The sequence below is a fragment of the Wenyingzhuangia sp. genome (assembly GCF_039768515.1).
Taxonomy (GTDB): Bacteria; Bacteroidota; Bacteroidia; order Flavobacteriales; family Flavobacteriaceae; genus Wenyingzhuangia.
On record NZ_JBDNAI010000021.1, the window covers coordinates 1 to 26,228 of the forward strand.

At 35.7% G+C, this 26,228-nt stretch carries 21 protein-coding genes and 1 tRNA gene; 10 read left to right on the top strand and 12 right to left on the bottom strand.

Annotated elements, in window-relative coordinates:
* The 5 genes from ABF281_RS01600 to ABF281_RS01620 all read left to right on the top strand — a co-directional run.
* The coding region (locus ABF281_RS01600) for a class I tRNA ligase family protein (RefSeq protein ID WP_347179953.1) at positions 1–1,703 on the top strand (1,703 nt) is incomplete at its 5' end.
* A 118-nt stretch (positions 1,704–1,821) separates the two neighbouring features.
* Entirely contained in the window at positions 1,822–3,318 is a 1,497-nt protein-coding gene (locus tag ABF281_RS01605) for a HAMP domain-containing sensor histidine kinase (RefSeq protein ID WP_347179954.1), read from the top strand.
* A gap of 75 nt (positions 3,319–3,393) precedes the next feature.
* Entirely contained in the window at positions 3,394–4,923 is a 1,530-nt protein-coding gene (locus ABF281_RS01610; RefSeq protein WP_347179955.1) for a ThuA domain-containing protein, read from the top strand.
* Between the two features lie 73 nt (positions 4,924–4,996).
* Positions 4,997–5,758, top strand: a complete 762-nt coding sequence (locus ABF281_RS01615; protein ID WP_347179956.1) for an enoyl-CoA hydratase-related protein — start codon at positions 4,997–4,999, stop codon at positions 5,756–5,758.
* Between the two features lie 32 nt (positions 5,759–5,790).
* Positions 5,791–6,108: a DUF4286 family protein gene (locus tag ABF281_RS01620; protein WP_347179957.1), complete on the top strand. Its 318-nt coding sequence runs from the start codon at positions 5,791–5,793 to the stop codon at positions 6,106–6,108.
* A gap of 151 nt (positions 6,109–6,259) precedes the next feature.
* Here ABF281_RS01620 and ilvC read toward each other — a convergent pair whose 3' ends face one another.
* Complete coding sequence (gene ilvC / locus ABF281_RS01625) at positions 6,260–7,735, bottom strand: ketol-acid reductoisomerase (protein ID WP_347179958.1); 1,476 nt, start codon at positions 7,733–7,735, stop codon at positions 6,260–6,262.
* A gap of 217 nt (positions 7,736–7,952) precedes the next feature.
* On the opposite strand from ilvC, the gene ABF281_RS01630 reads away from it, so the two are divergent.
* Positions 7,953–8,543: a hypothetical protein gene (locus ABF281_RS01630; protein ID WP_347179959.1), complete on the top strand. Its 591-nt coding sequence runs from the start codon at positions 7,953–7,955 to the stop codon at positions 8,541–8,543.
* 69 nt (positions 8,544–8,612) lie between these two features.
* Here ABF281_RS01630 and ilvN read toward each other — a convergent pair whose 3' ends face one another.
* From ilvN to ilvD, 3 genes are all read right to left on the bottom strand, one after another.
* On the bottom strand, positions 8,613–9,134 hold the full coding sequence (ilvN, locus tag ABF281_RS01635) for an acetolactate synthase small subunit (protein ID WP_347179960.1): 522 nt from the start codon (positions 9,132–9,134) through the stop codon (positions 8,613–8,615).
* A gap of 11 nt (positions 9,135–9,145) precedes the next feature.
* The gene (gene ilvB / locus ABF281_RS01640; RefSeq protein ID WP_347179961.1) at positions 9,146–10,846 is read right to left on the bottom strand and encodes a biosynthetic-type acetolactate synthase large subunit; all 1,701 of its coding nucleotides are present in this window, start codon (positions 10,844–10,846) and stop codon (positions 9,146–9,148) included.
* A 71-nt stretch (positions 10,847–10,917) separates the two neighbouring features.
* Entirely contained in the window at positions 10,918–12,597 is a 1,680-nt protein-coding gene (ilvD, locus tag ABF281_RS01645; RefSeq protein ID WP_347179973.1) for a dihydroxy-acid dehydratase, read from the bottom strand.
* A gap of 321 nt (positions 12,598–12,918) precedes the next feature.
* On the opposite strand from ilvD, the gene ABF281_RS01650 reads away from it, so the two are divergent.
* The gene (locus ABF281_RS01650) at positions 12,919–14,205 is read left to right on the top strand and encodes a citrate synthase (protein WP_347179962.1); all 1,287 of its coding nucleotides are present in this window, start codon (positions 12,919–12,921) and stop codon (positions 14,203–14,205) included.
* Positions 14,206–14,332: 127 nt separating this feature from the next.
* On the opposite strand, the gene accD is transcribed toward ABF281_RS01650, so the two are convergent.
* The 3 genes from accD to ABF281_RS01665 all read right to left on the bottom strand — a co-directional run bounded on the left by accD (position 14,333) and on the right by ABF281_RS01665 (position 18,990).
* On the bottom strand, positions 14,333–15,205 hold the full coding sequence (gene accD / locus ABF281_RS01655) for an acetyl-CoA carboxylase, carboxyltransferase subunit beta (RefSeq protein WP_347179963.1): 873 nt from the start codon (positions 15,203–15,205) through the stop codon (positions 14,333–14,335).
* A 103-nt stretch (positions 15,206–15,308) separates the two neighbouring features.
* Complete coding sequence (gene fbaA / locus ABF281_RS01660; protein WP_347179964.1) at positions 15,309–16,376, bottom strand: class II fructose-bisphosphate aldolase; 1,068 nt, start codon at positions 16,374–16,376, stop codon at positions 15,309–15,311.
* Between the two features lie 97 nt (positions 16,377–16,473).
* Positions 16,474–18,990 carry a BamA/TamA family outer membrane protein gene (locus ABF281_RS01665; RefSeq protein ID WP_347179965.1) on the bottom strand — a complete coding sequence of 839 codons (2,517 nt, stop codon included), beginning with the start codon at positions 18,988–18,990 and terminating at the stop codon, positions 16,474–16,476.
* 73 nt (positions 18,991–19,063) lie between these two features.
* On the opposite strand from ABF281_RS01665, the gene ABF281_RS01670 reads away from it, so the two are divergent.
* Positions 19,064–19,807 carry an RNA methyltransferase gene (locus tag ABF281_RS01670; protein ID WP_347179966.1) on the top strand — a complete coding sequence of 248 codons (744 nt, stop codon included), beginning with the start codon at positions 19,064–19,066 and terminating at the stop codon, positions 19,805–19,807.
* On the opposite strand, the gene ABF281_RS01675 is transcribed toward ABF281_RS01670, so the two are convergent.
* From ABF281_RS01675 to ABF281_RS01695, 5 genes are all read right to left on the bottom strand, one after another.
* Positions 19,788–20,435 (bottom strand): porin family protein, encoded by a 648-nt coding sequence (locus ABF281_RS01675; RefSeq protein ID WP_347179967.1) that lies wholly within the window; start codon positions 20,433–20,435, stop codon positions 19,788–19,790. The two genes, ABF281_RS01670 and ABF281_RS01675, sit on opposite strands and share 20 nt — an antisense overlap.
* Position 20,436: 1 nt before the next feature.
* Complete coding sequence (gene ubiE / locus ABF281_RS01680) at positions 20,437–21,168, bottom strand: bifunctional demethylmenaquinone methyltransferase/2-methoxy-6-polyprenyl-1,4-benzoquinol methylase UbiE (protein ID WP_347179968.1); 732 nt, start codon at positions 21,166–21,168, stop codon at positions 20,437–20,439.
* Positions 21,169–21,179: 11 nt separating this feature from the next.
* Positions 21,180–22,073 (bottom strand): NifU family protein, encoded by an 894-nt coding sequence (locus ABF281_RS01685; protein WP_347179969.1) that lies wholly within the window; start codon positions 22,071–22,073, stop codon positions 21,180–21,182.
* 92 nt (positions 22,074–22,165) lie between these two features.
* Positions 22,166–23,599, bottom strand: a complete 1,434-nt coding sequence (locus ABF281_RS01690) for an outer membrane protein transport protein (protein WP_347179970.1) — start codon at positions 23,597–23,599, stop codon at positions 22,166–22,168.
* An 11-nt stretch (positions 23,600–23,610) separates the two neighbouring features.
* Positions 23,611–24,447, bottom strand: a complete 837-nt coding sequence (locus tag ABF281_RS01695; RefSeq protein ID WP_347179971.1) for a hypothetical protein — start codon at positions 24,445–24,447, stop codon at positions 23,611–23,613.
* A gap of 104 nt (positions 24,448–24,551) precedes the next feature.
* Between ABF281_RS01695 and proS the strand changes: the two genes are divergently transcribed.
* Together proS and ABF281_RS01705 are read left to right on the top strand one after the other, a co-directional pair.
* On the top strand, positions 24,552–26,030 hold the full coding sequence (gene proS / locus ABF281_RS01700; RefSeq protein WP_347179972.1) for a proline--tRNA ligase: 1,479 nt from the start codon (positions 24,552–24,554) through the stop codon (positions 26,028–26,030).
* Positions 26,031–26,135: 105 nt separating this feature from the next.
* A tRNA-Glu gene (locus tag ABF281_RS01705) sits at positions 26,136–26,207 on the top strand.
* Positions 26,208–26,228: the final 21 nt, after the last annotated feature.

Sequence of the window (26,228 nt, forward strand, 5' to 3'; positions counted from 1 at the left end):
CTTTTACAGGAGAGAATATACCTATTTGGGTTGGAGATTATGTATTAGCGAGTTATGGTACAGGTGCCGTGATGGCAGTTCCTTGTGGAGACCAACGAGACTACAATTTTGCTAGCCATTTTAATATTGAAATCAAAAACATTTTCGAGGGTATTGATATTTCAGAAAAGGCATATGAGGATAAAACCGCTAAAATTGTCCATTCAGATTTCCTGTCAGGTTTAAATGTCAACAAAGCTGCTAAGTTGGCTATTTATGAAATGGAAAAAAAAGGATTTGGTCAAGGAAAAATAAACTATCGTCTTCGGGATGCAGTTTTTAGTCGTCAGCGCTATTGGGGAGAGCCTTTTCCAGTTTATTATGTAGCGGGAATGCCCAAAATGATTGATCACCAATATTTGCCAATCTTGTTACCAGAAGTAGAAAAATATTTGCCTACTGAGGATGGTCAACCGCCACTTGGAAATGCCAAAGTATGGGCATGGAGTGTCCTTGAGAATAAGGTTGTAAGCAACGAATATATAGATGGTGAGACTGTGTTTCCATTAGAATTGAATACCATGCCAGGTTGGGCCGGTTCTTCATGGTATTTTAACCGATACATGGATGCTAAAAACCCAAATGAATTTGCAAGTAAAGAGGCTTTAGATTATTGGAAAGAAGTCGATTTGTATTTAGGAGGTTCTGAACATGCAACGGGACATTTGTTGTATGCTCGCTTTTGGCAAAAATTCTTGTTTGATTTAGATTTTGTTCCTGTAGATGAATTTGCAAAGAAATTAATCAATCAAGGGATGATTACGGGAACCTCAGCTTTTGCATACCGTATCGAAAATACGCAAACCTATGTTTCGAAAGCTAAAATAGGAGATCACAAAGTACAACCGATTCATGTAGATGTTTCCTTTGTCAATGCTCAAAATGAGTTAGATACTGAGGCTTTTAAAGCGTGGAGATTAGAGTATAAAAATGCGGAATTTATTTTAGAAGAAGGAAAGTATATCGTTGGTCGTGAAGTAGAAAAAATGTCAAAATCTAAGTACAATGTAGTAAATCCAGATGCTATTTGTGAGGAGTTTGGTGCGGATAGCTTGCGTTTGTTTGAAATGTTTTTAGGTCCTTTAGAGCAATCAAAACCATGGAATACCGCTGGAATTTCTGGATCACATTCTTTTCTGAAGAAATTATGGAGGCTGTATGCAAATGCAAATGACTTTAAAGGAATAGAAGGAATAGCTACAAAGGAGGAGTTGAAAATATTGCATAAAACCATTAAAAAGGTTGAGGAAGATATAGAAAGTTTCTCTTTTAACACTTCCGTAAGTACTTTTATGATTGCCGTAAATGAGTTGGGTAATCTCAAGTGTGATAAGAAGGAAGTTTTAGAGCCTCTTTTGGTTTTGATTTCTCCATATGCACCACATATTGCTGAGGAACTATGGTCTAGATTAGGAAATGTAGCATCTATTTCTTTTTCAAAATTCCCAACGTTTGATCCAATTCACCTTATTGAGAGTAACAAAGAGTATCCTGTTTCTTTCAATGGTAAGATGCGATTTAAGCTAGAATTGCCTTTAGATTTGTCAAAGCAAGAAATAGAAACTATTGTGATGGCACATGACAAAACAGTAGCTCAATTGCAAGGAAGAATACCCAAGAAAATCATTATTGTGCCTGGTAAAATTATCAATATTGTAGGATAGTTTAGGTAGAAATTTTTTAAAATGGACGATACAGAGGTGTCGTCCATTTTGTTTCTCATGGGCTTATTGCTTACATTGGCTTGACTTTTGTTAAGGTTTTAACTGTCAAATTATCAATATGAATAAAGTTTCTCTTAGAATTAGAATTTTTTTTGCAATGCTTCTGTTGGTGGTGCTGGCCTCAGTTTTAATTGCTGTTGTCACTGTAAATCAATACAAAAAGCAAACGAAAGAATACTATGCTTCTCGTTTTGAAAGAAAAGAAAAAGCAGTTCAAAGAGATGTTAATTACGAACTAGAGAACAACTCTTTTTACCCTGCTGAACAAATATTCCTTGGACCAATATTCAATAGGCGTATAGAAGAAATAGCCTCTGTGCATAAAATGAAAATGAGTATCTACGACTTGAATGGTAGCATACAAATCAATTCGTTTGACAAACAATTTAGAATTTATTACAGCCTATATGGTCCACTGCAGTCCAATGGGTACAAAAGAAAATTTGAAATCTTTAAAGAAAAAATATCAAGTAAGATATTGCAAGAATTAAAAAACAACGAAGAGTCCAAAGAGTCTAAATCTTTAGAAAGCGGAAAGATCTCTCAATTTTCTTATGCCTATATCAAAGATCAGAATTTTAATAAGGTAGGAATTTTAAAGGTGGAATACATCCAGGACAATAGTCAAGAGGAAGAAGAATTGTCATCATTTTTAAATAGACTCTTTGTTGTCTACATAGCCATGTTTTGTTTAGCGGTTGTCTTTGCCTATTTTTTGTCGAGTTATATTACTCGATCGTTAAAATCAATTTCTGAGAAAATTCAAGAAACTAAATTATTGCAGAACAATCAGAGAATTGATATAAAAGATGCAACCCCAGAGATATCGGCTATTGTTGAAGCTTACAATCAAATGATTGATGAACTAGAGGAAAGCGCTGAAAAATTGGCTAAAAGTGAAAGGGAACAAGCTTGGAGAGAGATGGCAAAACAAGTTGCACATGAAATAAAAAACCCATTGACTCCTATGAAGTTAACTGTACAAAGTTTTGAAAGAACTTTTGATCCTGATGAGGAGGGAATTGTTGAGAAAGTCAAGGATTACTCACAAATGTTAACCCAGCAAATTGATGTCATGTCCTCAATAGCTACTTCATTTTCAGATTTTGCACTCATGCCTCAAAAAAATGTAGAAAGAATAGATCTGGTTAGAATCATAAAATCGGCTATTGATATGTTTTATGAGAACTCCATAAATTTCAAATCAGAGCGAGAAGAAATATACTTAAACCTTGACAAAAATCAAGTGACAAGAGTTCTAAACAATTTGGTTAAAAATGCTTCTCAAGCAACAGAAAACGAACAAGAGCCAAAAATTGAAGTAGGGTTAGAAGTAAATAAAACTGGAGTAATCCTTACCGTAAAAGACAATGGGAAGGGAATATCAGATGCTGATAAAGAACATATTTTTGAGCCAAAATTTACCACAAAGACAAGCGGAATGGGCTTAGGGCTTCCGATGGTTAAAAATATTGTAGAGGCCTATGGAGGCGAGATTTCATTTACTTCTGTAATTGGTTTAGGAACGATGTTTAGGGTTGTTTTTCCTAAGTAATACCTGTATGGTTTGTTTTCTAAACTAAGTTAAATTTATATCTTCGTTATCACTACGAATCAAAATTTTATATAGATGTATAAAAAGGTAATACTCATCTTTGTATTGATGGTGCAAGTTCTAAATGCTCAGAAAACTTCAATTCTTGTGTTTAGTAAAACTGAAGGACACAGACATGAATCAATAGAGGCAGGGAAACGTGCCATAGAAAGAATAGCGAATAAAAAAGAGTGGGATGTTGTGTTTTCAGAAGATGCAGAGCTACTTAATCCCAAAGATTTATCTGGTTTTGATGTTTTGTTTTTTTTAAATACTTCTGGTGATATCTTGAATGAATCTCAACAAAATGCAATGCAATCTTTTTTGACCAATGGGAAAGGATTCATTGGAACCCACGCAGCGACTGATACAGAAAAAGACTGGGAGTGGTATGTGAATTTACTGGGAGCTACTTTTGCAAGTCATCCAAAAAGACAAACTGCAACTTTACGGATCAACAAGAAGCATGGCCATCCAGCGGTATCTCATTTAAACGATGAAGAAGTATTTTTTGATGAGTGGTATAACTTTAAAAATCCCGTTGCACAGCATGTTAACGTTCTCGCTACGCTAGACGAAAGCACTTATTCTGGCAAACGAATGGGGGGAGAACATCCCATAACATGGTATCATCACTATGATGGCGCAAGGGTTTTTTATACGGGGCTTGGTCATACGATAGCGTCTTATTCAGATGATCGATTGTTGAATCAAATTGAGGCTGGAATTGAATGGGCTTCGGGTAAAGTAAACGTGAAAACTTTAACTAGCAAATGGAAGCCGTTGTTGGATGATGATCCTTTTACAAACTGGGATGTGTTTTTAGGAGTACCTCACGGATCTGTTAAAAATTTATCTAATGTTGATGTTTGTAGTGATGGAAAGAAGGGGCATCCTTTGGGGTTAAATCAAGATCCAAAAAATGTATTTGATTTTATAAAAGGTGGTAGAGGAGAAAATATTGTTCATGTATCTGGAGAAATTTATGGAGCCTTAACAACAAAGCAAGAATTTGGAAACTATCATTTAAAACTTAAAATGAAGTGGGGTCAAAAAAAATGGGAGCCCAGGCTAGATGCGCCTAGAGATAGTGGCTTGTTGTATCATTGTAAAGGGCCATATAGCGCTTTTTGGAATGTATGGATGAATGCTCAAGAGTTACAGATACAAGAAGGTGATATCGGTGATTTTTACGCTTTGGGAACTGCTGTTTCTGATGTGCCAGCAAAATCTCAAGGTACTGTGGGTAAAAGAAAAATAATGGTTTATGATAAAGAGGGTAATTTTCATACAGGAAATACCAAGAAGGCTGTCGATCATGAAAAGCAGAACGGAAAGTGGAATACTGTAGAGTTGATTACTTACAACGGAACCAGTATCCATATCGTTAATGGTAAAGTGGTGATGACTTTATACCATTCAAGAGAGAAAAAAAACGGGAAGATGATGCCTTTGCATAGAGGGCGAATACAAATTCAGAGTGAGGGAGCTGAGGTTTTTTACAAGCAAATAAAGATCAAGTCCATAGAAAAGATTCCCCGTAGGTATCAGAAATATTTAAGATAGTATAAAAAACAGCCTAAATTTGAGGTTGTTTTTTGTTAGGTTTCGTTCCTGTCAAAAATAAATTTAAGAAGAGATGGAAAATATTCAGTTAAAACAAGAAGGGCCTATTATGCATGTCACTATTCGGCGAGAGGATGTTTTAAACGCGATCAATAAGCAGACCATAATTGAACTTCATAAAGTGTTGTCATCATCTCTGTTAGACGATACTATTCGCGTCTTGATTATTACTGGAGCTGGGGATAAATCCTTTGTTGCTGGAGCAGATATTAAGGAGTTGTCAAATTATAGCGTAAGTGAGGGGAGAGAAATGTCTCGGATGGGGCATAAACTATTGTTCGACAAAATGGCTAATTATAGTAAGCCTATTATTGCGGCGATTAATGGTTATGCTATTGGAGGAGGTCTAGAATTGGCACTAGCTGCTCATATAAGAATTGCCTCAGAAAAGGCTAAGATGGGACAGCCTGAAACAAGTCTAGGTTTGATTCCGGGGTACGGTGGCACCCAAAGATTAGCACAGTTAGTAGGTAAAGGAAAAGCGATGGAATTGATTTTGACCGGCGATGTCATTTCAGCACAAGAAGCATTAGTTGTAGGGCTTGTAAATCATGTAGTTCCTCAGGAAGAATTGCTAAGTAAAGCAATTCAAATAGCAAATAAAATCATAAAAAATGCACCAATTGCCCAGAAAAAAAGCATACAGGCGATTAATCATATTTACGAAAATGTAGGCTTGTCAAAAGAAATTGAGTTGTTTGGTTCTTGTTTTGGCACTGAAGAGTTTAAAGAAGGGGTCTCCGCATTTTTAGAAAAGAGAGCTCCAAAGTTTTAAATAAACCTGTATTTTTGACCAAAATTTAAGATATGTATATATACAATGTAACGACCAATGTTGCGGATGCTATTTATCAAAACTGGTTGGTATGGATGAAGGAGGACTATATTCCCCAAATGTTAGCGACCAAAAAGTTCGCTAGTGCAAAAATTACACGTGTCATGATTCAAGAGGAGATGGGTGGAAAAACATTCTCAGTACAATATTCTATAAAAGATAAAGAAACTTTTAAAGCGTTCTATGTTGAAGATGCGTCAAGAATGAATGCCATCATGCAATCTAAGTTCGAGAATGGCCTGGTGGTTTCTTTTCAAACAGAGTTGGAAGTCATTGGGGATTTTAGCTAAGGCTAAGCTTTTTCGACATGAAAGCATTTTAGCTTTACAGGTATAGTGACGGAGTCGTCTCAGATTATATCCTTAATCTAAAATTTTAAAATGAGTACATAAAAAAGCCGTTGCATATGCAACGGCTTTTTTATGTATGTGATTTTATTGACTATGAAACAATTTTTTTCATCGCTGTCATAGATTCACGTAGTTCTTCACCAATAAATTCTACTTCGTGTTCACGAATGGCTTTGTTTACTGCTATCAATTCAGCATTGTCAACGCCATTGCTTCCTGAAGAAAACGGTTTTCCTATTAAGTTGATAGGTGCATTGTTTACATATTCCGCAATTAAAGGTTTACAAGCGTGATCAAACAAATAACACCCGTACTCAGCTGTGTCAGAAATTACACGGTTCATTTCAAATAATTTCTTACGAGCAATCGTATTTGCAATTAATGGTGTTTCGTGTAAAGATTCGTAATAAGCAGATTCTTCAACAATTCCAGAGTCTACCATAGCATCAAAAGCGAGTTCAACACCTGCTTTTACCATAGCAACCATTAAGGTTCCATTGTCGTAGTATTCTTGTTCTGATATTTCTACATCACTAGCTGGCGTCTTCTCAAAGTTCGTTTCTCCTGTAGCAGCTCTCCAGGTTAATAAGTTGACATCATCGTTAGCCCAGTCAGCCATCATGGTAGAAGAAAATTCACCAGAGATGATATCATCCATATGTTTTTGAAACAAAGGTCTCATGATATCTTTTAATTCCTCAGAAACTTTGAAAGCTTCAATTTTAGCCGGGTTAGATAATCTATCCATCATATTGGTAATACCTCCGTATTTTAAACCTTCAGTAATGGTTTCCCATCCATATTGAATTAATTTTGAAGCATATCCTGCATCAATACCTTCTGCTACCATTTTGTCAAAACATAAAATAGAACCTGTTTGTAACAATCCACACAAGATGGTTTGTTCTCCCATTAAGTCAGACTTAACTTCAGCAACGAAAGAAGATTTTAGCACACCTGCAGTATGTCCTCCTGTTCCTACAGCGTAGGCTTTAGCATAATCCCATCCTTTTCCTTCTGGATCGTTTTCTGGATGAACAGCAATCAAAGTAGGAACTCCAAATCCTCTTTTGAATTCTTCACGAACTTCAGAACCAGGAGATTTAGGGGCTACCATGATTACAGTGATGTCCTTACGAACTTCCATACCTTCCTCTACAATATTAAAACCATGCGAGTAAGATAGGGTAGACCCTTTTTTCATCAATGGCATTACAGCTGTTACCACAGCAGTATGTTGTTTGTCTGGAGTTAGGTTGATCAGTAAATCAGCACTAGGAATCATCTCTTCATAGGTTCCTACGGCAAAATTATTTTCACTAGCGTTTAAAAAAGATTGTCTTTTTTCTTGGATCGCAGCAGCTCTTAAAGTGTAAGAAACATCTAATCCAGAATCACGCATGTTTAATCCTTGGTTGAGTCCTTGAGCACCACATCCAATGATTACAATTTTCTTACCTTTCAAAGCTTCAACACCGTTGTCGAATTCACTTCTGTCCATAAATTCACACTGTCCTAATTGTTCCAATTGTTCTCTTAAAGAAAGTGTGTTAAAATAATTTGCCATTTTACTTTGTTTGTTTATTAATATTTAAAGAGGGGAATCATTTGTCATTGAAAAAAAACAAACCCAAACAAATCTCTCTTTTATTCTCTTAAATTTATTTCAGTGGACAAAAATATAAAATCATTTTTTAGTATTTTACTATAAATGGATAAATATTACTTCACTTCTGTTAATTTTTCTTATCTTGTATGGAAACTAAAGATTAAAACTACTTGTTATGAAGAAATTTTTATTTTTTATCATACTTGGAACTTCTTCTTTCGTGTTTTTTGCTCAAGAAAAAGATCCTGAGCTTTCTCCTGTCAAAGTTGAGATTGTTAAAAATAGTTCTTTTGAAAATGCGAAGGCATATGGAAAGCATGAAATTAGTATTGATTTTTTTTCAGCTTTAGTCGTACCTGCAATTAGTGTTTCCTATGAAAAAATATTAAACATAGGCAATAGTGTCGGAGTCAATCTGTTTACCACTCTAGGTAGTTATGATAATGATTATAACTTCTCTGTAGGGCCTTATTATAGATTATATTTTTTAAACAGAAAGGATTATGGTTCTAAAGGTTTTTTCGTAGAGGGGTTTAGCTATCTTACAAGTCTTGATGTTCGAGATGATTATAGTAACTACAACAGTTATGAAAACAGCTACGCTATGGTTTTTACATTAGGAGCAGCTGTTGGAAAAAAGTGGATCAGTAGGAAAGGGTTTACGGCAGAATACTTATTAGGGTTTGGTCGTTATTTCATTGATCCAAATGAAGTAGGTCAAGATTCTTTATTGAAGTTTTCTATTTCAGTTGGTAAAAGATTTTAATGGAGTAAAAAAGAGGTTGGATATTTAAGTATCCAACCTCTTTTTTATTTTATTGTCCTTAAAAGTTCATCAAACGATTTCTCCTAATATTTTACGGATATTCATCGCTTCTTTTGAAATGGCTACTCTACCAGAGCGAACAAACTGCGAAATTCCAAATGGCTTTAGTGCATTGTAAATAAGATCAATTTCATGTCTTCGTCCCGCTTTTTCTAACACAAAGAAGGTTCGGTTCACCGTCACTATATTCATGTTGTGTTCTTTGATGATGTTTTGAATATTTGGGTTTTCGAATAGCAGCTCAGATTTGAACTTGAACATCGCTGTCTCAGTAAAGATAATTTCGTCCTCAGTATGATAGTAGGCTTGTATGACTTCTACTTGTTTTTCTAATTGTCCGATAATTTTTTTCACGGCATCTTCAGTCATCTGAACAACTAAAATAAATCTAGAAACATTTTCAATTTCCGAGGCTGAAACAGTCAAGCTTTCTATGTTGATATGTCTTTTTACAAAAATTGTCGATATTCTGTTTAGCAGTCCTAAATTGTTCTCAGAATAAACGGATATAGTGTATGATTTTTTTTCCATGTTTTATTTTTCTAGCTTAGTCTTACTTCAGATACACTTGCACCTGTGGGTACCATTGGGAATACGTTATCTTCTTTTTCTACCATTACTTCAAGGAAGTAAGAAGTGTCCGAAGCTATCATTTCATCAATAGCACTCTGAAGGTTTTCTCGTTTGCTCACTTTTTTTGCAGGAATGCTATAGGCTTCTGCTAATTTGATAAAGTCAGGATTAGTCATTTCAGTGGACGCATATCGTTTTTCGAAGAATAATTGTTGCCATTGGCGAACCATTCCCAAGAATTCATTGTTTAGCACTACAATTTTAACAGCGGTACCTGTTTGTAAAATCGTACCTAGTTCTTGACAAGTCATTTGATATCCTCCGTCACCAATTACTGCTACTACATCTCTTTTTGGGGTTCCCATTTTTGCTCCAATTGCAGCTGGTAAAGCAAATCCCATAGTTCCTAAACCACCCGAGGTTACGTTACTTCTGGTGTTGCTAAATTTAGCATATCTAACCGCCATCATTTGGTGTTGTCCAACATCAGATACGATTACAGCATTGTCGTTGGTTGCCTTATTGATACCTTGCAAAACTTCTCCCATTGTTAACCCTTCTTTTGTAGGATTTAATTGGCCGTTGATTACTTTTTCATATTCAATTTTGTCAAAATCTCTAAATTCGTTAACCCAAGATGTGTGGTCATTTTTCGCTATGAATTCTAAAGATTTAGCTAATGTGTCTTTCGAGTTTCCAAGAACTGCCACTTCTGTTTTTACGTTCTTGTCAACTTCAGCAGGATCAATTTCATAATGAATTACTTTAGCTTGTTTAGCGTATTTGTTTAAGTCGCCAGTAACACGATCGTCAAAACGCATACCAATAGCAATTAAAACATCACATTCGTTAGTCAACTTATTTGGACCGTAGTTTCCATGCATTCCTACCATACCTACATTAAGAGGGTGGCTGGTGGGCAGTGCAGACAAACCAAGAACTGTCCATGCTGCTGGAATTCCTGATTTTTCTACAAAATCTTTCAATTCGGTTTCGGCTTCTCCAAGAATAACACCTTGTCCAAAAATAATCATTGGTTTTTTAGCGTTATTGATCACCTCTGCAGCTTGTTTGATTTTTTCTAAATTTGTTTCAGGAACAGGCTTGTAACTTCTGACATGTGTACATTTTTCATAACGATAGTCTAGTTCTCCTTGTTGCGCATCTTTTGTGATGTCAATCAGTACAGGACCTGGTCTACCAGATTTTGCAATGTAAAATGCTTTAGCAATCGCCTTTGGAATGTCCTCAGACCTTGTAACTTGTACATTCCATTTGGTAATAGGAGATGAAATGCTGATTACGTCGGTTTCTTGAAAAGCATCAGTTCCTAATAAGTGTGAAGCTACTTGACCGGTAATGCACACCATTGGAGTTGAGTCTATTTGAGCATCTGCAATTCCAGTGATTAAATTTGTTGCTCCCGGACCTGAAGTTGCCAGGGCAACACCAACTTTTCCTGAGGTTCTTGCAAAGCCTTGAGCTGCATGAGCAGCCCCCTGTTCATGTCTAGTCAGTACATGTTGAAGCTGATCTTGATATTTGTACAGTTCATCGTAGATAGGCATAATTGCACCACCAGGATATCCATAAGCAACGTCAACACCTTCTTCGATTAGAGATTTTACAACTGCTTCTGCTCCAATAATTCTTTCTGTTTTTAAGCTCATTTTCTTCGCTTGCTTTTGGCTTTTATCATTTGTCTTTAGCTATGGCTAATGACCAAATAATTTTAAACTAATTAATATTTATCTGTTACACATCCCTCAGAAGCAGAGGCAACTGATTTAGCATATTTAAATAAAATTCCTTTGTTGTGTTTCAAAGGAGGTTGTATCCATTTTGCCTTACGCTCCTCTATTTCTTTTTTAGGTACCATCAGAGTGATAGAGTTGTCCACTGCACTTATTGTGATGGTGTCTCCAGTTTCTACCAACCCAATAAGACCACCCTCTTGTGCTTCAGGTGTTATGTGTCCTACTACAAAACCATGTGTTCCACCAGAAAAACGTCCATCAGTAATTAAGGCCACTGATTTTCCTAAACCAGCCCCCATAATGAGAGATGTTGGCTTTAGCATTTCTGGCATTCCAGGCCCACCTTTGGGGCCAACATAGCGAATTACCACCACATCTCCTCTGTTCACTTCTCCATTAGATATTCCAGTGTTGGCAGCTTGTTCACCATCGTAGACGACAGCTTTACCCTCAAATTTTAATCCTTCGTTTCCAGAAATTTTAGCTACTGCACCTTTTTCAGCAAGGTTTCCATATAGTATCTGTAGGTTTCCTGATGATTTTAAAGCTTTGTTTTCAGGCTGAATTACATCTTGCTCTTCAAATTCCATAGCTTTAACATCTGCTAAGTTTTCCGCTAAAGTTTTTCCTGTAACGGTCATACAATCACCGTGTAGGTATCCTTTCTCTAATAGATACTTCATGATGGTTGGAGTTCCTCCAATACCATGAACATCTTCCATCAGATATTTACCAGAAGGTTTTAGATCTGCAATTAAAGGCGTTCTGTCAGAGACTCTTTGGAAGTCCTCTAACGTAAATTCAATATCTGCCGCATAAGCAATAGCCAGATAATGAAGTACTGCGTTTGTGGACCCTCCTAAGGCATTCACGATCGCTATTGCATTTTCTATTGATTTTTTTGTCACAATATCTTTAGGCTTCAAATCTAGTTCCAATAAATTTTTCATTGCTTTTGCAGTACGCTCAGCTTCTGATAGTTTATTAGGGTTTTCAGCAGGAATTGAAGAGTTGTAAGGCAATGCCATTCCCATACACTCTATAGAGGATGCCATTGTGTTTGCTGTATACATACCTCCACAAGCTCCAGCTCCAGGGATAGCAGACTTTATGATTTCTCTGTATTCTTTTTCATCAATTTCACCTGCCACTTTTTGACCCAAAGCTTCGAAAGCAGAAACAATATTGAGTTTTCGTCCTTTGTATTTTCCTGAAGCAATACTTCCGCCATAGACCATAATAGAAGGGCGGTTGAGACGTAGCATAGCGATGATGGCACCTGGCATGTTTTTGTCACAACCTACCACACCGATCAATCCGTCATAGCTTTGTGCATTGACCACAGTTTCCATTGAATCTGCGATGATGTCTCTTGAAGCCAATGAATAATTCATCCCAGAAGTCCCCATTGAAATTCCATCACTAACACCAATGGTATTGAAGGTAAGACCTACTTGATCGTTGGTGTTTGTATGAGTTTTGATTTCTTTGGCTAAGTTGTTAAGATGCATGTTACATGGATTACCATCATAGCCAGTACTTGCAATACCGATTTGAGGCTTGTTCATGTCGTCATCTGTTAGACCAACTGCGTACAGCATTGCTTGTGATGCGGGTTGTGAAGGGTCTTGTGTTAATCTTTTACTGTGTTTATTTAATGCCATTCTCTTTAAAACTTTACTTTGAGTTTTTTCTATTGACATACAAAATTAGTATAGATATTTAGGATACCAAAAAAATACTAAAAAAGTTACGTTGCTCAGATTTAATATAAAAAAACAAACACCTATATGTCAGTGGTTTATTTATTTTTTTTAATGATGTTAAGTTGTTTTTTTTTAGGGTTTTGTTTGCTTTTATAATGGGGCATTGAAATCGTTTTCAAGAAAAAGCGAAAAATACTAAAAAACATAAACTAAAAAAGAGATTTATTTGTAAATTTGTTTCCCAACAATTATAATACCAAAAGAAATCCTAAAAATTATATGTCAAACACAGCAATACTAGAAGTAGAAGGAAAAAAATATGAATTTCCAACCGAGCGTGGTTCAGAAAATGAAGTAGTTATAGATATTAAACAGCTCAGATCTGCAACAGGAGGTGTAACAACAATTGATCCTGGATTCAAAAATACAGGTTCATGCAAAAGTGCTATTACTTTTTTAGATGGTGAAAAAGGGATTCTAAGATATAGGGGATATGCGATAGAAGATTTGGCTGAAAAAGCTTCTTTCTTGGAGGTTTCTTACTTGTTGATTTTTGGTGAATTGCCTAGTGCTGACCAGTTGAAAAAATTTGATCAAGACATCAAAGACAATTCAATGGTTGATGAAGACGTTCGTAAGATTTTAAATGCGTTTCCTAAGAATGCACATCCGATGGGTGTGTTGTCATCATTGACAAGTGCTCTAACAGCTTTCAATCCAAATTCAGTAGATGTTTCCTCACAAGACGATATCTATCATGCTATTGTGCTTTTGATGGGTAAATTTCCTGTCTTAGTATCATGGTGTATGCGTAAAATGAAAGGTGAGCCCTTAGATTATGGAGATATTGATTTAGGGTACGAAGAGAATTTTGCGAAGATGATGTTCAAAAAACCAAACCAAGAGTTTAAAGCGAATAAGATTATCATCGATGCCTTAGATAAATTATTGATTCTACATGCTGATCACGAGCAAAACTGTTCAACGTCAACGGTTAGAGTTGTTGGGTCGTCTCATGCAGGTTTATTTGCTTCTATTTCTGCTGGTATTTCAGCTTTGTGGGGACCTTTACATGGAGGAGCCAATCAGGCTGTTATTGAAATGCTAGAAGCGATCAAAGAAGATGGTGGTGGTTACGAAAAATACTTAGCAAAAGCAAAGGATAAAAGTGATCCATTTCGTTTGATGGGATTTGGGCATAGAGTGTATAAGAATTTTGATCCACGTGCAAAAATCATAAAGGTTGCTGCAGAAGAAATTTTAAAAGATTTAGATATTAAAGATCCTGTTTTAGATATTGCAAGAGGATTGTCAGACGCTGCCTTAAATGATGAGTACTTTAAGTCTAGGAATTTATATCCTAATGTAGATTTTTACTCAGGAATTATTTACAGAGCATTAGGAATTCCTGTCGAGATGTTTACCGTGTTATTTGCAATGGGTCGTTTGCCAGGATGGATCGCACAATGGAAAGAGATGAGAGAAAATAAAGAGCCAATAGGTCGTCCTCGTCAATTGTACGTAGGTGAAACCTTAAGACCATACGTTTCTATAGAAAATAGATAATCTCATTGAGAGATGAAACAAAAAAGCCTCCATGAAATTGGAGGCTTTTTTGTTGGTAGAGTTACTTCAAATAAAAGCCCTCAATCATAGTAGTAGATTGGGGGCTTATTGATTTTTATTTAGAGGATTAAATACTTACTTCAGATCTTATTTTATTATTCAAAATTAAATCTAAGTAAAGATTAATCTGCTTCTTCAAGTTTTTACGTTCATAAATACCGTCTAGAAAACCATGTTCTAACAAAAACTCTGAACGTTGGAAGCCTTCGGGTAAATCTTGTCCAGTAGTGTCTTTTACAACACGAGGTCCTGCGAAAGCAACCAAAGCATTTGGTTCTGCAATATTAATATCACCTAACATAGCATAAGATGCGGTTGTTCCTCCTGTTGTAGGATCAGTACATAGAGAAATATATGGGATTTTTGCCTCAGCCAATTGCGTCAATTTAGCAGAGGTTTTTACAAGCTGCATTAAGGATAATGGAGCTTCTTGCATACGAGCTCCTCCAGATTTAGAAATCATTAAGAAGGGAATCTTTTTTTCTCTCGCATAGTCTATAGCTCTTGCTATTTTTTCTCCAACTACAGAGCCCATTGATCCACCAATAAAAGCAAAGTCCATGGCTGCAATTACAATTGGGGTTCCATAAGAGTTACCCACTGCAGTTCTGACTGCGTCGTTTAGTTTAGTTTTGGCTTGTGCCTCTTTAATTCTATTTGGATAAGGTTTTGTATCCTCAAAATTTAAAGAGTCTACAGAACTTAGATTCTCGTTAAGTTCATTGTATTTGTTGTTGTCAAATAAAATTTCAAAGTATTCATTACTTCCTATTCTCACATGGTATCCGTCTTCTGGACTTACATATAAGTTTCTTTTTAGTTCGTCCGTGTCGATGATTTTTCCACTCGGGGTTTTGTACCATAATCCTTTTGGTACATCTTTCTTTTCTTCTGTAGGGGTTTGAATTCCTTTATCACTTCTTTTAAACCAAGCTGTCATAATTATTCATTTAAATAAGGAGGCAATTTACTAAAAAAAATAGAGAAACTGTATAAAATCAGTTTCTCTATTTCATTTGGAATGACCTTTATAATCTCTTTGCTTACAAAGTGTTTACGTTGTTTAAGTCTGCAAAAGCTTGTTTCAAACGTGTTTTTAAAGTTTCTTCACCTTTGCGTAACCAAACTCTTGGATCATAGTATTTCTTATTTGGTGCATCTGCACCAGAAGGATTACCAATTTGGGAGGCTAGAAAATCGGTATTTGATTCCATGTAGTCTCTAATTCCTTCCATAAAAGCATATTGTAAATCGGTATCAATATTCATTTTAATCGCTCCATAACCAATAGCTTCTCTAATTTCTTCTACTGAAGAACCAGATCCTCCATGAAATACAAAATCAATTGGGTTATGAGGCAGTTCATGCTTTTCTTCTATGAATTTTTGTGAGTTGTCTAAGATTTTTGGTGTTAATTTTACGTTTCCTGGTTTGTATACTCCATGAACGTTTCCAAAAGCTGCAGCAATAGTAAATCTTGAAGAGACCTCAGATAATTGCTCGTATGAGTAGTTAACTTCTTCGGGTTGTGTGTATAACTTTGATTCATCAACATCAGAATTATCAACACCATCTTCTTCACCACCTGTAATTCCTAATTCTATTTCTAGCGTCATTCCCATCTTGTCCATTCGGGCTAAATATTTTTTACAAATGGCAATATTTTCTTCTAGAGGCTCTTCAGATAAGTCTATCATATGAGAGGAGAAGAGTGGGGATCCCGTCTCAGCGAAGTGCTTTTCGGAGGCTTCTAATAGTCCGTCTATCCAAGGTAGTAATTTTTTAGCTGCATGGTCGGTGTGTAAAATAACAGGGACTCCGTACGCTATGGATAACTCGTGCACATGTTTAGCACCAGCAACAGCACCAGCAATGGCAGCGGCTTGGTTATCGTTGGATAGTCCTTTTCCTGCGTTGAAAACAGCTCCTCCATTAGAAAATTGAATGATAACAGGTGAGTTTAGTTCTTTTGCAGTTTCTAGAACAGTGTTAATCGTATTGCTTCCGGTAACATTTACAGCAGGCAATGCAAATTGTTTTTCTTTTGCAAGTTTAAAAATTTCTTGGACTGCATCTCCTGTAGCAACTCCTGGTTTGATATTGTAACTCATGGTTTGGTTTTTATTGTTGAATTGATACTTACAAAAGTAGATGATTTAGGTCAAGCCGGCACTTAAAAACAGTGATGGATACGAAAACGATATCGTATCAAAACGGGTAGTTTATTCCAATATTTAGTACGGAATCATTTAATGTGTAGTTCTTGAACCATTTATTATCAGTCAAATAAGGTTCGTAGGTTTTAAAAGCTAAGTCCAGTCGTAGTACTAAAAAGTTGAAATCGTATCGTACCCCCACTCCAGTTCCTAGAGCTATATTTTCTAAGGATTTTAGGCTAGAGAACAATTCCTTTTCAGTAGCGGTTAAAGTAGCATTTTTTAGATTCCAGATGTTTCCAGCGTCTGCAAAAACTGCTCCATGGATGCTGTTTAAGATTTTAAAACGATATTCTAGACTGGACAGTATTTTGAAGTTACCAATATTAAATTCCAAACCAGAGGCTGAACTTCCTGGTCCAAGTTCATATGTTTTCCAAGCCCTTATATCGTTTGATCCTCCGGCGAAATAACTACTAATAAATGGAATGTCTGTGTTTTCTTTTGTGGGCATAGCGATACCAACAAAAGTTCTAAAGGCAAATGAGTTATGGGTAGAGTTATTCCAAAATTTTCTGAAATCAATATCCAATTTTAAAAACTGTGAAACGGGTACGTTTTTATATGTTTTTTGTCCCTCCTCGCTTTTAAAGATAAATGAATTGACATTCCCAACAGAGGTTATTTTAGCTTTAAAGTAGTTGTATCGAGTGTCGGATAGCCCTTTTTTGCTGTTGTGTTCAAATGAATAAGAAGCGGCAGGAATAATATTATTAGTTGTTATTATACTTCTACGCTCGTTGATGTTTTTTAACGTGTTGTATTCTTCAGGGTTACTTGCCCTGAAGTCAGAGTTTACAGTTGAAATAAATCGATTTGCGTTAAGTGTTGTTAAGTTGTATCCTGTAAAGTATTCTTGTTGGATTTTTTTGATTTTGTTGTATTCTGAGGAGTAAATATTGAAATAGGAGTCAATATTTAAGTTTTTTATGTATTGAATATTTGCAAGTTCTATGATGTGTTTGTTTTTTGAAGAGGATTTCCAATTGTAATCAATAATTCCTGTAATATTTTGTTTGTCTAATCCAATGTTTTTTTGGAAACTAGTCCCGATGGTGATCTTAGTTTTTGGTGTCATGGTTCTGGGGACAAGTTTGCTGATAAGAGGAAAGATAAATTTAGGAAATTCTAAAGAAGCATCTATACCTATTTCATAAGCATCAAATTTATTGCTATCAGTACCGCTAACTTTTGTTGCTGTGTCAAAAATACTTCCTTGTAATGCCAGTTGAAAAATTTCAGCTCCTTTAAAAAGATTTCGATTGATAAAATTAAAACCTCCAGACAGACCTACTTGTTTGATGTTAGAATGAATGATCTCAGTGTTTACACCCACTCCATATTTTTTTAAAGGAGTTAAAGTTATGGTGGTCGCTAATTTGTTATTAGGCAATTCTACTTGGTTTATTTTAACCGCTTTAAAGTTGTTTAAAGATTTCAAGTGTTTTCTAGTAGCCTCTATTGCATCATCACTGTAGGTTTGGTTTGGTTTGATGAAAATAGAGTTTGCTAGCGTTTTTATTTTGTGTTTGATTTTTTGACGGGCATAAAAATTCACACCATTGAAATCCCTTTTCACATCATAGCTTTTGTCTCTTTTTTCATAGTTATAATCGGTAAGAACCTCGATTTCTTTTATGACCTGTATCTTAGATGGGATTTCTTCTATATTACCTCCGTTATTGATTTTTTTATGATCGATATGAATCTCAACTGGAGTGATATGGTTTTTAGCCAGTGTATCGATATTTTTGAAACTAATCAGGTTTTCTGTGAAGTGGTAAAACCCATTGTTTCTTAGGGTTTTTGTTAGGTTTATGATGGTCTCTTTAAATTTTTCATGATTGTATTGATCCCCTTTTTTTAGAGAAATAAAATGTGTATTGAGTTGTACGATTGAATCTACTGCTTCTGAAGCGATAAAGTATTTGATATCACCAATAAAATATGGTTTTTCCTTAGTTACATTGTAAAGCACTTCGGCTTTTTTAGTATTTCTTGTCGTTCTTGTTTCGACTGTTGCGTCAAAATATCCGCGACGAAAAAAATGAGTTCTTAAATTTTCTGCTGTAGAGACTGTTTTATTTGCATCTAAAATTTCAGGAGCTTCACCATTAGTTAGGAACCAGTCATTAAGACTTTTGTTTTTGTTAATGATCTTAAGGGTCTGTTTTTTTGAAAGTATACGGTCAAGAAGGTTGTTCCTTTTTTGAAATTTTAAGATTTTTTGCTTGTGAATGGAGTCATAATCAATGTTTCCAATATTGTAGAAAAATAGCCCAACTGGGAGATTAAGGGTTTTGCTGTTTGGTCTTTGAATTAGATAATCAGTAATTGTGTGGTCTGAAGTTGTTTTTCCTTCTATTTTGATGGTGTTTTTTGAAAGTAATACCTCGTCTTTTTTTAGGTGCTTAGTAATATTACAATCGGTAAAAAGGAAACCGAGTAGCGTGTAGAATAGAATATTTAAATGCTTTGCTTTCAAAAAATTATAAAATTGATACTTCAAAAATAAGCATTAAATACTTTAAGAAGTAATGCTTATTGATTTTTAGTTTAAATTTGATTCAAAATTTATTTTCATGCCTATATCTAAGAATCAAATTAAATGGATAACAAGTTTACAACAAAAAAAGCATCGCGTTAAAGAAGGTTTTTTTGTTGCAGAAGGGATAAAGGTTGTCAATGAATTTTTGGATTCAAAGTGTGAGTTGCATTGTTTGTACTTAACGGATGATATCAGGGTTGATTATGAACAGTATTCTCATCAAATTTTATCGCATAAAGAGTTAAGTAGGATCAGTAGTTTGAAAACACCAAATAAAATTTTAGGTCTTTTTAAAATCCCAAACCAATATCCGCCAGAAGATAAAGGCCTTACGGTTGTCTTAGATCAAATAAATGATCCAGGCAATTTAGGAACGATTATTAGGTTGTGTGATTGGTTTGGAGTCAAGGAACTCATTTGTAGTAAGGATACTGTGGATTGTTACAATGCTAAAGTAGTTCAATCTACAATGGGCTCTCTGACAAGAGTAGAGGTGAAATATGTTGATTTACTTACTTATTTGACACAAAACGATCGCCCTGTTTATTTAGCGGATATGGAAGGAGAGAATGTATATCATGCAACCCTACCAGAAAATGGAGTTGTCATCATGGGGAATGAGGCCAATGGAGTCTCCAGTGACATCAAGGAAATGGTTAAGAAAAAATTGACCATTCCAAGATTTGGGGAGTTTCAGTGTACCGAAAGTTTAAATGTTGCAACAGCAACAGCTATCTTACTACATGAGTTTAGGCGTTCTATTGGAAAGTCAAATTAAGAAAAATTCCACGGGTTTTTAACTCACTAACACTACTTTTAGCGATGGTTCCCAGGCCATTGAATTCGTTTTGGAAACCGTAAACCCCTCTTATAGAGGGGGAAAACTTAAAGAAAGGGAAGAAAAAACTAGCTCCAAACCCAATTTCTCCAAGAATTATATTTTTTCTCAAAGAAAAATCTCTAGGATTTGCACCATTATCATTATTATTTTTGTTCGCTGTGAAATTATAATTATATGAGGCTCCCGTGATGAAAAAGCCTTTTACATTGTTAAGCCTTTTGGTTTGAAATTTAAAAAAGAGAGGAAAATGAAAATAGGTTGCAGGTATTTGAGTTTTTTTGTTGTCAAAAGTCAGAGTGTTGGTGCTACTGATGATTCCGGGTTCTGTTAAGAGACTTATAAACTTGTTGAGTTTTACGTCTGCTAAAACTCCAATATGGAATCCTGCACCGCTACTTAGTTCAGCATTATTAGTTTTAATTGCATAACCCCTGTTGTGAAGGCCCAAATAAAAACCATAGCGGATTGGTTTTTGGTCAAAGGTTTCCAATTGCCTAATTTTTTCCATTTGTCCATGACTAACGGCACAAACAAAGATAAAGAGAAGTGCTGCTAATTTTCTCATGCTACTTCATGGCTGTGTAGATAGTAGAAACACCAAGGGTCACTGGGGTGTCTACAATGTTTTTAAATCCATTTTCTCTCAAGATAGCATTGAATTTTTCTCCATACGGGAATGAATTTGCTGACTCAGACAAGTAGGAGTATGCTGTTTGATCCTTGGAAAATAATTTACCAATTAGTGGTAAAAGTATTTTGCTATGAAGTTGGTAACCTTGTTTGAAAGGAAATTTTGTAGGGATAGAAGTTTCCAAAACAACAAAAGTTCCACCGGGTTTTAAAACTCTATTAATTTCTTGAAGTCCTTTATTCAAGTCTTCAAAATTACGGACTCCATAAGATACCGTGATGGCGTCAAAAAAATTGTCTTCGTAGGGGATGTTTTCTGAGTCTCCTAAGACCATCTCAATGTTTCTATCGAGGCTTAGGTCTTTGATTTTTTTCTTTCCAACTTCGAGCATTCCAGAAGAAATATCAAGGCCAATGATATTAGCGCTTGGGATTTCTTGACTTTCCATGATGGCTAAATCTCCTGTTCCAGTTGCAATGTCAAGGATGTTTTTCGGTTGGCTAGCCTTTATGATAGCAACTACTTTTTTTCTCCATTTGATATCAATTCCAAAAGTCATGATTCTGTTTAGGCCATCGTAGTTTTTTGAGATGTTGTTAAACATATCTGCGACTTGTGTTTTCTTAGTGGCTTCAGAATCTTTGTAGGGTTTTATTATTTTTGACATAGCTACTAAGTTTATCCGTTTACGGCAATTACATTGTTTACTTTGTTTGGCAGCATCTCCTTTAGCATGGTTTCAATACCGTTTTTTAATGTTATGGTAGAAGAAGGACATCCACTACAAGCTCCCTGTAAGATGACATAAACATCTTGAGTTTCTATATCATAGGATTGAAAAATAATATTACCGCCATCATTTGCGACAGCAGGTTTCACGTATTCTTCTAGGATATTTGCAATTTCCAATGGAACCCCTTCAAGCTCTTGGATAGGGGTAGTTGGAATTTCTATTTTTGGTTTTTCAATACTGGTGTCAATTATTATCTTGTTAGATTGTATGTATTCTTTTAGGAAAGATCTTAGTTGTATATTGATTTCACCCCATTCGATATTATCTTTTTTGGTTATAGAAACATAGTTCTCTGAAATGTATACTTCTTTTACAAAAGGAAAGTCAAATAGTGTTTGAGCCAATGGCGAGTTGTTTGCATCCTCTATTGATTTGTATTCATGGTCGTCTGGGGTTAGCATTTTGTTACAACCAAATTTCATCACCATCGGGTTTGGGGTGCTTTCTGCGTAAATTTCTATCGCGACTTTTCTTGTTTCTGCTTTGTCAGTTACGATGGTGTTTCCCTCGTTTAGGTAGATTTCTATCAGTTCTCTAATGTCGTTTTGGATATCACTCCATTCCACAATATCGTATTTCTCTATCGCAATAAAATTAGCACTGATGAATACTTTACTAACAAAAGGGAGTTTGAAAAGTTGTTGGGATATAGGGGACTCTCCTGCTTCATCTATATTGTTAAATTGATAGCTTCCGCCTTTGGTGACTTGTGCATTGCTTACAAACTTTACAATGGATGGATTGTTAGTTCCTTCAATAGTGATTTTATGTGTGTTCATTGCTCAAAATTATTTGTGACAAAAGTAGTTTATTTATATTTAATTGTCCCTAAAATTTCAGGGGTTGATCACCGTTTTTGGTGAGATTTGTTTTAAAAAGAACAAGTATAAGTAGCGATTATTCTTGAGTTTTTGTTGTTGACTGAACCAGCATTGATTCTTTCATATTGCTGATTTAAATCATTGAAGTCATATTTGTTGTTTTGCAATACTTTTCTGTACGCTAGATCTAATCTAGAAGCTCCAAATCTAAAACCAGCACCTAAGGAACTAGTGAGTTGGTCTCCAATACTTAAGATATCAAAATCTCTTGCGTTTAATGACTTCCTGAAGGGGCTTTGTTCGTGACCAACTCCAAACCTTAGGCTCGTATTTTTAACACGAAATTCTCCTCCTATATTGATGTTGTGAGTATTTTGTAACACGTCGGAAAAGTATTGATTGTTCTCTTTGAATCCATTGATTATTTCTTGGTTGTTTATAGGGTCTAGGTTGGAAAGATGTTGAGGAGGATCCGTGGAGAGTGTGTTGTACGCCTTGTAGGTATAGTCTAAGTTGATGAATCCAATTTTACCAATAACTAAAGCACCACTTAGGCTAAGTTTGCTAGGTGTCCTCAGTAGATAATCTAAATTAGAATTATTTGTATAGGGGTCTGCCGCTTCGATATTCTCAGCTGGAATACTGGCTATTAATTCTCTAGTGTTTGCTTCTTCTGATAACTCATACCAGATGGGAGATTCAAAAGATAATCCTAGTCTAACAGCTCGTATTGGTTTGTATATGAATCCTACGTTAATTGAGAAGCCATCTGCAGTCTCATTCAAATTTTCAGTAGTCAATGCGTCCAAAATATTGTCATCTTCATCGGTGCTTAATTCGTTCAATGTTGTAGATTGAGAAAAATCAAGATGATGAATATTTAAGCTGAATCCCGCATAAAAATTCTTTCCGTATTGCCCAGCAAGAGCTAGATTTAATTTAGAGGATTTTCCATCAATATAATTATAGAAACTTTGGCTAATGGCATTTTCATACGTGTTTTCAGGGTCGGGATCGTTAGGGTGTGAGATAAAACTTGGGAACCTACTGTTGCCAAAAAAAGAGTTTCTTGTATGAAAATTAGCAGTTCTTTGGTGGTTGATTGCAAAACTAACCTTTGACCAATTGTTCGCAATCAGAGGGTCATCAAAAACAATGACGGCTCCTACTTGATTTCGATTAAAGGTGGTTGACTGATTACTCTGAGTAGATTCGTAATAATTTGTTTCGTTGCTGTGATTGATCGATCCGTAAGTCAAACTTATTTCACTATGATGATAAATGGCAATACCTGCGGGGTTAATGTTGAGACTACTTAGGTCTCCTCCTACAGCACCCATAGCACCATTTAGACCTGTAAATCTAGCCGTTCCTGTGTTGTTGTTAGATGAAAAAAGAATTCCTAAATCTGTATAGTTGTAGGTTTGTGCATGAGCATGAAAACCAATAATTGATAGAAGGATGATATAAAAATGTTTTCTCATAATACTGGGGGTTAACGCCTTCTGTAGCTATTGCTATTGCTTCTGTAGGAGGAACTGTTGGATGATGACTTATTTGTGCTACTTTTAGAAGAACTACTTGAGGAACCACTCGAAGAACCACTATTGTAGGTGCGACTAGTAGTTTTTGGAGTGTAGCTACTTTTAGCAGTATTTGAGCTCCGAGCCTTGCTTCTTCTGTATGAATTGTTTGATTTTGAACCGTTGTTGTTGTAGTATTTGCTCGAAATGTTACCTTCGTTGTTGTATGAATATCTATTCTTTCTGTACGAATTGCTATTGCTTCTGTATGCCCTAGTTTTGTTACGAAGGAATTTGTTGTTTGAGTTTTGCCATCTAAAATGATTGTATCTGTTGTTGTAGCGTGTATTATAGTTGCCCCAATAGCTGTAAGGATTGTAAAAATTGTTCCAACCGTAAGGGGAATTCCATCCATAACCATTCCACCCATAACCATTCCATCCATAACCGTTCCATCCATAACCATTCCATCCATTGTTAAGACTCCAAAAACGGTATTCCCATCTGCTATTCCAGTAAGGATCGATGTTGTTGTTTAAATAAACATAGGTGTTTGTTGTGCTGTAGTCCTCTCTGTATTGATTTTTGTTAGTTGTTATAGTGGCTTCTTCAAAATTGAGGTTAGCCATGTCGTTAGCTAGCTTCATTTCATCAGAGAAAACAGTATTGGGTATGTGTCTAGGGGATTCATAAATACCGTCATAGTAAACAAAATTTTTGTTGTTGATACAAGAGGAATTTAGCACAATAAAAAAGATCAAAAAAAGGTGTTTTGACCAATTCGAGAGTAAACCTTTATGTATATCCATAATACTCATGATTTTATTGTTGAACAATGCAAAAAAATGTAGTTTTGCTCCTTGTAGGTATTAATATTTTATAAAAATACAATTTTTGTGCCAAAGAAAACGATATGGGATCTAAATTAACAAGTAGGAGTACAGATTACTCAAGATGGTATAATGAATTGGTTGTCAAAGCTGATTTGGCTGAGAATTCAGCAGTTCGAGGATGTATGGTCATAAAGCCGTATGGATATGCCATATGGGAAAATATGCAGAAGGAGTTAGACCGAATGTTTAAAGAGACCGGTCATGAAAACGCCTATTTCCCATTGTTTGTTCCCAAAAGTTTGTTTGAAGCTGAAGAAAAAAATGCAGAGGGTTTTGCAAAAGAATGTGCAGTGGTGACGCATTATCGTCTAAAGACAGATCCAGAAAACCCTGGAAAATTAATTGTCGATCCAAAGGCTAAATTAGAGGAAGAATTAGTGGTTAGACCAACGAGTGAGGCTATTATTTGGAATACGTATAAAGGTTGGATTCAATCTTACAGAGATTTACCAATCAAAATAAATCAATGGGCCAATGTGGTGCGCTGGGAAATGAGAACTAGGTTGTTTTTAAGAACAGCAGAGTTTTTATGGCAAGAAGGGCACACCGCACATGCGAGCAAGGAGGAGGCTTTAGAAGAAACGAAACTAATACAGCAGGTTTATGCTGATTTTGCTGAAAACTTTATGGCTATGCCAGTAGTGAAGGGTGTGAAATCAGAAAGTGAGAGATTTGCGGGAGCAGATGAAACGTTTACCATTGAGGCTTTAATGCAAGATGGTAAAGCTTTGCAAGCGGGTACTTCTCACTTTTTAGGGCAGAATTTTGCAAAAGCTTTTGATGTAAAATATACTTCCAAAGCAGGTAAGCAAGAGCATGTTTGGTCTTCCTCTTGGGGAGTGTCCACTCGCCTGATGGGTGGTTTGATCATGACGCATTCTGATGATTTAGGATTGGTGCTGCCTCCAAAATTAGCGCCAATTCAAGTTGCGATCGTACCTATATATAAGACTGATGAGCAGTTACAGGCCATCACAGAAAAAGTAGATATAATATCAAACGAATTAAAGTCAAAAGGTATTTCTGTAAAGTTTGACAGTAGAGATACTCATAAGCCTGGTTGGAAGTTTGCAGAATATGAGTTGAAAGGTGTTCCTGTGAGAATTGCAATTGGAGCAAGGGACCTTGAAAATGGAACTTTAGAAATAGCGAGGAGAGACACCCTAGAAAAACAGAGCTATTCGCAATCTGAGGCTGTTGAGGTTGTAGAGAGGTTGTTGAAAGAAATCCAAGATAATTTATGGCAAAAAGCTTTAGATTACAGAGACCAACATATTACCTCAGTGGATTGTTTTGAAGAGTTCAAAGATGCCATCCAAAACAAAGGAGGTTTTGTTGCGGCTCACTGGGATGGTACAGCGGCTACAGAAGATAAAATTAAGGAGATTACAAAGGCAACAATACGATGTATTCCCTTAGATTTTAAAGAAGAAGAAGGGGTCTGTGTTTTTACAGGAAAACCATCTAATAAGAGGGTTTTGTTTGCAAAAGCGTATTAATTAAAAAAGTATAAAAAAGTTTTAAAAAACTTTGCGGTATTACAAAACGTATGTATATTTGCAACCGCTAAAGTAAAAAGTGAAAGCTTTTAGATTTACAGCAATGGTCCGTTCGTCTAGGGGTTAGGACGCATGGTTTTCATCCATGTAACAGGGGTTCGATTCCCCTACGGACTACAATTTTTTTTGAATAAGATA

Coding starts and splice junctions, on each gene's coding strand:
- ABF281_RS01605 (WP_347179954.1), top strand. CDS start 1,822: ATGAATAAAGTTTCTCTTAGAATTAGAATTTTTTTTGCAATGCTTCTG.
- ABF281_RS01610 (WP_347179955.1), top strand. CDS start 3,394: ATGTATAAAAAGGTAATACTCATCTTTGTATTGATGGTGCAAGTTCTA.
- ABF281_RS01615 (WP_347179956.1), top strand. CDS start 4,997: ATGGAAAATATTCAGTTAAAACAAGAAGGGCCTATTATGCATGTCACT.
- ABF281_RS01620 (WP_347179957.1), top strand. CDS start 5,791: ATGTATATATACAATGTAACGACCAATGTTGCGGATGCTATTTATCAA.
- ilvC (WP_347179958.1), bottom strand. CDS start 7,735: ATGGCAAATTATTTTAACACACTTTCTTTAAGAGAACAATTGGAACAA.
- ABF281_RS01630 (WP_347179959.1), top strand. CDS start 7,953: ATGAAGAAATTTTTATTTTTTATCATACTTGGAACTTCTTCTTTCGTG.
- ilvN (WP_347179960.1), bottom strand. CDS start 9,134: ATGGAAAAAAAATCATACACTATATCCGTTTATTCTGAGAACAATTTA.
- ilvB (WP_347179961.1), bottom strand. CDS start 10,846: ATGAGCTTAAAAACAGAAAGAATTATTGGAGCAGAAGCAGTTGTAAAA.
- ilvD (WP_347179973.1), bottom strand. CDS start 12,597: ATGGCATTAAATAAACACAGTAAAAGATTAACACAAGACCCTTCACAA.
- ABF281_RS01650 (WP_347179962.1), top strand. CDS start 12,919: ATGTCAAACACAGCAATACTAGAAGTAGAAGGAAAAAAATATGAATTT.
- accD (WP_347179963.1), bottom strand. CDS start 15,205: ATGACAGCTTGGTTTAAAAGAAGTGATAAAGGAATTCAAACCCCTACA.
- fbaA (WP_347179964.1), bottom strand. CDS start 16,376: ATGAGTTACAATATCAAACCAGGAGTTGCTACAGGAGATGCAGTCCAA.
- ABF281_RS01670 (WP_347179966.1), top strand. CDS start 19,064: ATGCCTATATCTAAGAATCAAATTAAATGGATAACAAGTTTACAACAA.
- ABF281_RS01675 (WP_347179967.1), bottom strand. CDS start 20,435: ATGAGAAAATTAGCAGCACTTCTCTTTATCTTTGTTTGTGCCGTTAGT.
- ubiE (WP_347179968.1), bottom strand. CDS start 21,168: ATGTCAAAAATAATAAAACCCTACAAAGATTCTGAAGCCACTAAGAAA.
- ABF281_RS01685 (WP_347179969.1), bottom strand. CDS start 22,073: ATGAACACACATAAAATCACTATTGAAGGAACTAACAATCCATCCATT.
- ABF281_RS01690 (WP_347179970.1), bottom strand. CDS start 23,599: ATGAGAAAACATTTTTATATCATCCTTCTATCAATTATTGGTTTTCAT.
- ABF281_RS01695 (WP_347179971.1), bottom strand. CDS start 24,447: ATGGATATACATAAAGGTTTACTCTCGAATTGGTCAAAACACCTTTTT.
- proS (WP_347179972.1), top strand. CDS start 24,552: ATGGGATCTAAATTAACAAGTAGGAGTACAGATTACTCAAGATGGTAT.